This is a genomic window from Bacteroides sp. UBA939 (assembly GCF_002293435.1).
Taxonomy (GTDB): Bacteria; Bacteroidota; Bacteroidia; order Bacteroidales; family Bacteroidaceae; genus Bacteroides.
In genome coordinates this window covers 1-6,095 of sequence record NZ_DBDF01000008.1, presented here as the reverse complement: position 1 = coordinate 6,095, position 6,095 = coordinate 1, and the positions used below count along the sequence as shown (strand labels likewise).

Genomic DNA, 6,095 nt, shown 5'->3' with positions numbered 1-6,095 from the left:
CAAGTTATTTTTTAAGCAGTACTTAAGCATAAAAAGATTCAGCTTGTGAGCTAAATTTAACTGCTTCATAAGATTAACCGCTTCAAAATAGAAACTTTATGCTGCATTTAATATTTTTATATAAAAAAGCTGTCTTTATTTAGACTTTATTCCCTTTCTTTGTTGCTAGTACGAAGACTAACAGAATAATATCCATGAAAAGAATTCAGAGAATATGCAGTTTGATACTGCTGGCGGCGTTTTGGGGTATGCCCGTGCTGCATGCGCAATCGTTTGATAATTTGTGGAAACAAGTAGAACAGGCGCAGAAGAAGAGCCTGCCACAAACGGTAATTAAGCTGACGGATGAGATATTCCGGAAAGGAGAGCGGGAAAAGAATACCCCGCAGATGCTGAAAGCATACATACACCGGAAGGATCAACAGGAAAAGTTGACTCCCGACAGTTTCTATGTCAACCTGAAAGGCCTGGAGCAATGGGCGCAACAGGAACAGAATGTGGTAAACCGCGCCGTGCTTAATTCGCTGGTAGCAAATATTTATGCGGACTATGCTAACGACAATCGGTGGCAACTGCGCCGGCGTGCTTCGCTCGATTGGGATGAAGACGCATTGCCGCAGGATATCCGCGAATGGAGCGCCAACCTGTTTGTGCGGCAAGTGATGAAATACACGGCTGAGGCATTGAAAGACTCGACGGAGTTGTTGAATACTTCATCACATACTCTTATTCCTTTCGTAATTTCAGGAGATGCGAGCGGGTATTATCATCATGACATGTATCACCTGCTGGCGTCGCGTGCTATTGAAGCCTTGCGGAATGTAGGAGGCTTTGATATGGATACGATTGTCTGGGAAAACATTCAGGGCATTTACGAACAGATGATAAGCGCCTACCGGAAGATGCCCGACCGGGAAGATGCTGTCGTACTGACAACCCTGGATTATTGGGAATGGCGCAGAGGTACGACGGACTTTATTCTATTGTTTCATATAGCAAGCCGCAAAATGGATGAAGAGGCCAGTCCATATTTGAGAGCCTTGAATAGCTTGATTAAAGATTATGCCCAACGTGAAGTCTGTGCGGAGGTTTATCTTGCCAAAGCCTGGTATTATTGTAGTAATTTCAGGTTCATAGAGGCTTTGCAGTACTGTGATGAAGCTATCAATCGTTATCCGAAATATAAACGTATATCAGCTTTATACCAGAGGAAGGAAGACATTTTGCACCCCCGGCTCATCATTAGAGCGGATGATACGGGTTATCCCGGCGACTCTCTCTTGCTACAAGTGGATCATCAGAATCTGGATGGATTTACCATTCATTTGTATCGTACCACTTTGACGGAGCCTCTTGCTGAAATGCCACAGATTAACTCCGCCTTTTATAAGAAATATGCCCGCAAGGTAAAGACCGAGCATTTCTCTTTATCGCGTCCGAAGGATTATCAATTGACAGCCGAGAGATTCAGCCTGTTATTACCCGACGAACCGGGTATTTATGTAATGCAGACCGTTCCTGATGGTGAGAAAGGAGAAAGTACGGATCACTTTATTTATCTCACCCGGTTTGAAGTCTTGACTTTGTCTCTGCCTTCTCAGGATAAAAAGGTCGTAGCCATGGTGTTGGACGCTGCAACAGGAAAACCAGTTGCGGATGCCGAGGTTATTTTCTATTCTACTTCCTCCGGTGCGAACAGAAAGGAAATAAGCCGGAAGACAACAAATGCATTGGGCAAGGTCATGTTTACGTGGAGTACGAATATTCGTGCATTGGTTGCCCGAAAAGGGACGGATACGGCAATGCCATCTCAACGAGTGTATTACCGTTCCTCTGCGGCTTGGCAAAATGGCCGCAAAGAGGTGTCTAATGAATTGAAGTTGTTGACCGACCGTTCTCTGTATCGCCCCGGGCAAACTATTTATGTGAAAGGTATAGCCTATACTCAGAAAAGTGATACGGCTGATGTCGTTCCGGATAAAGAATATGATGTTGTATTGCGTGATGTGAACCGCAGGGAGATTGGAAAGAAAAGTGTGCGTACTAATGAATTCGGTTCTTTTGCAACCGAGTTTGTGCTTCCGGCAGCCTGTCTGAACGGCAGCTATAATGTAGAAGTATCCGGTAGCGAAGTTAATGCTTCGGCAAGCGTACGAGTGGAAGAATACAAGCGCCCAACCTTCGATATCGTGTTCAACCCTCAAAGGGAGTCCTATCAGATAGGAGATAGCGTACAAGTGAAAGGTCAGGCCGGTTCTTTCAGTGGCGTACCTTTGCAGGGAGTAAAGTTGGATTATACAGTAACCCGCGACACGTATTCGTGGTGGCGGAACGGACTCGAGCTGGGCGGTATTCCTATAGCATCGGGTAGTGTGACGATAGGCGATAACGGAGAGTTCGCCATTCCCGTCTGTCTGGAAGGTAACAACGGTGAAAATGATAGCGATTGGTACTATACTTATCAAGTAAAAGCGTCAGTTACTAATCTGGCGGGCGAAACGCAAACGGCCATAACATCGTTGGCGGCAGGTAACCGCTCATTGATTCTTTCGGTTGATGGGGAAGAACGTATCTGCAAAGACGATAGCGTCAAACAGACCTTCCATGCGAGAAATCTTAATGGTGAACCGGTGAGCGTGGAAGGGAAGTATCGTCTGATGCAAGTGATAAACGGTGATTCTTTAGTTAGCATCGGCGGACATTTCACTTCCAATGTAGAGACCTTGTTGCCCGAGTGGAAGAATTTGCCTTCGGGCTTGTATGAACTACAACTGAATGCTAAAGACGCTCAAGGTAGAAACGTCGACTTCAAGAAAACAATCGTCCTGTTCTCTTATGGCGATAATCGTCCTGCTGCGAAGTCCGACCTGTGGTTCTATGTCCGCAACGAACAGTTTGATGCCACACATCCTGCGCAGTTCAGTTTCGGAACCTCTTTAAAGGATGTTTATGTAATGCTGGACGTATTCAGCGGTAAACGTTATCTGAAAAGTAATGCGTTCCAACTGTCCGATTCGATTGTCCGGTTTAACATACCTTATTCGGAAGAATATGGCGATGGGGTAGGGTATCTTTTCACCTTCGTCAAGAATGGCAAGGTTTATCAGGAAAGAGTAATGCTTAAAAAACGTATGCCGGACAAAGCCCTGAAGATGAAGTGGGAGGTATTCCGCGATAAATTGCTTCCCGGGCAGGAAGAAGAGTGGCGTTTGACAATAAAGTCTCCGCAAGGCAATACTCCTGCAATGGCCGAAATACTCGCTACAATGTACGACGCTTCTTTGGATAAAATATATCCGAACCGTCAGAGTTTCTCGGTAGCTTATCGTCGTAACGTTCCTAATGCTTATTGGGAGGAAAGATACAGGAACAATCTGTATTATTATTATACTTCTCCGTTGAAGAACTGGAAAGTACCTGTATTGATATATGATAGTTTTTACAGTTATTCATTGTCTGAGGATGCGATTTTTGAGGAGCTTTTATTGCAAGAAGATGTGATGGAAGAAAGTCCAGAGATGCATATGATTGCCGGCGTATCAAGGGCTCCGAACATGGAAGCAGGATATGCAGATACGAATGAAGCTGTTGAAGTACGTTATGTTCCTCCAACAGAGCAGGTAACGGCGGTTGGTGAAGCCGTAGAGCCTTCCGCACTTCGTACCAACTTTGCCGAAACCGCTTTCTTCTATCCGCAACTTCGTACCAACGGGCAGGGAGAAGTATCTTTCGCCTTTACTATGCCGCAAAGCCTTACCCGTTGGAACTTCCGCGGATATGCCCATACAAAAGGTATGCTGACCGGTATGCTGAATGCGTCTGCTGTTACCGCAAAAGAGTTTATGCTCTCTCCAAATATGCCGCGCTTTGTACGGGTGGGCGATAAAACCAATATTGCTGCAACCGTAACCAATCTGACCGGTAAGGAACTGAAAGGCACAGCGACGTTTGCCCTTTTTGACCCGATGACGGATAAGGTGATTTCTACGCAACGCCGGGCGTTTACCGTTGCTGCGGGGAAAGTGATACCGGTAAGTTTCAGCTTTACGATTACCGGTAAATATGATATTCTGGGCGTTCGTATGATTGCCGACGGCGGTACATTCAGTGATGGAGAGCAGCACTTGCTGCCGGTGTTGGACAATAAAGAGTATGTCACGGAAACTCTTGCCATGCCCGTTCGCGGCGAGCAAACCCGTACTTTCTCTTTAGACAGCCTGTTTAACTATAACAGCCGTACGGCTACCAACCGCCGCCTGACAGTAGAATTTACCGGAAACCCTGCCTGGTATGCCGTACAGGCATTGCCCGCGCTGAGTCAACCGCGCACCGATAACGCCACTTCCTGGGCGGTAGCTTATTATGCCAACTCCCTGGCTTCTTACATAGCCAACAGTCAGCCGCGCATAAAGGCTGTTTTCGACAGTTGGCGTATGCAAGGCGGTAAGAAAGAAACTTTCCTCAGCCAATTGCAAAAGAACCGGGATGTGAAAAATATCTTGCTGGAAGAAACCCCGTGGTTGATGGAAGCTACCACCGAAGCCGAACAACAGGCGCGTATCGCCACCTTGTTCGACCTGAATAACTTGTCTAACAACAACGTGACTATCCTCACCAAATTGCAGGAATTGCAAGACGCCGATGGTAGTTGGAGCTGGTATAAAGGTATGCCGGGCAACCGCAGTATGACGGGATACATTACCGGACTTCTGGTTCGCCTGCCAATACTGACAGGACAGAAGAACCCTGCCGATGCCCTTTCCATGCAACAGAAAGCATTCAATTATCTGCATAATCAAGCGTTGGAAGAGTATAAGAATATCCGCAAGGCGGAGAAGAATGGGGCGAAGGCGACCACCCTCTCGTCTTCAGCAATGCAATACCTCTATCTTATCGCTGTTTCCGGTGAGAAAGTACCCGCGCTCAATGAAGAGGCTTACCGCTATTTCCTTTCTATGGTAAGGGGAAATCTGAATTCAACTGCGATGGGAGTAAAGGCGCAATCGGCTATTGTTCTGCAAAAGGCGGGTCTTACAGCCGAGGCTGATGAATTTGTCGCTTCCCTGAAAGAGCATCTGGTGCAGACAGATGAACGTGGCGCATACTTTGCTTTCTATGAAACTCCTTATCTGTGGGGCATGCACTCCGTTTCCGTACAGGTTGAGGTGATGGAAGCTCTGCGTCTGGCAGGAGGTAATGATGCGTTGGTGGAAGAAATGAAACTCTGGCTGCTGAAGCAGAAACAGACCACAAGCTGGAACTCTCCGGTTGTGACGGCTGATGCCGTTTATGCGTTGCTCTGTCAGGGCATTGATTTGCTGGCATCACGTGGTGATGTGCGCATTGTCCTTGGCAATAAGGTTATGGAAACTGCTGTTCCTGTTGAGGCTGCTGTTCCCGGATTGGGTTATCTCAAGGAGAGTTTTGCACAAGGCAGTCCGGAGTTGAAAGCGAAATCCGTTACCGTAGAGAAACGTGATGCGGGCATTGCCTGGGGAGCGGTTTATGCACAGTATCTATCGCCGGTTTCTGACGTGAGGCAGCAAGGCGGTGAACTGGCTGTTGAGAAGAAACTCTTCGTAGAACGTACCTTAACCGGTGGCAAGAAAGAGTTGCAACCCATTACTGCTTCCACCCGGCTGGCGGTAGGCGATAAAGTTGTTTCGCGCCTGACGATACGCCTCGACCGTGCAATGGACTTTGTACAGTTAAAAGACCAGCGTGGCGCATGTTTCGAACCGGAAAATTCACTGTCCGGTTACCGTTGGGGTAGCGGAACGGGTTATTACGTGGAGATAGAAGACGCGTCCACTAACTTCTTCTTCGACAAGTTGAGTAAAGGCGTGTATGTGCTGGAATACAGTTACCGTGTTGCCCGCAGCGGACAATACGAAGCGGGGCTGGCAACGATACAATCGGCTTATACACCTGAATATGCTGCTCATTCGGCATCGGGGAAAGTTGATGTGGAGTGATTTGGATTTCGTAAGTTATCCGTGTTGGTGAAGTATCTTGGGGTTGATTATCAACAGTATCTTGGTGTTGATTATCAGTAGTATCTCAGTATTGATTATCAGCAGTATCTCTATTCTCCT

The 6,095-nt window shown here is 47.0% G+C and carries 1 protein-coding gene; it reads left to right on the top strand.

What is annotated here, in order from left to right; genetic code table 11:
• Positions 1-194 precede the first annotated feature (194 nt).
• A complete protein-coding gene (locus tag B2Z67_RS00705; RefSeq protein WP_291527896.1) occupies positions 195-5,975 on the top strand; it encodes an alpha-2-macroglobulin family protein in 5,781 nt (1,926 codons plus the stop codon).
• The last annotated feature ends 120 nt before the right edge of the window (positions 5,976-6,095 follow it).

Coding starts and splice junctions, on each gene's coding strand:
- B2Z67_RS00705 (WP_291527896.1), top strand. CDS start 195: ATGAAAAGAATTCAGAGAATATGCAGTTTGATACTGCTGGCGGCGTTT.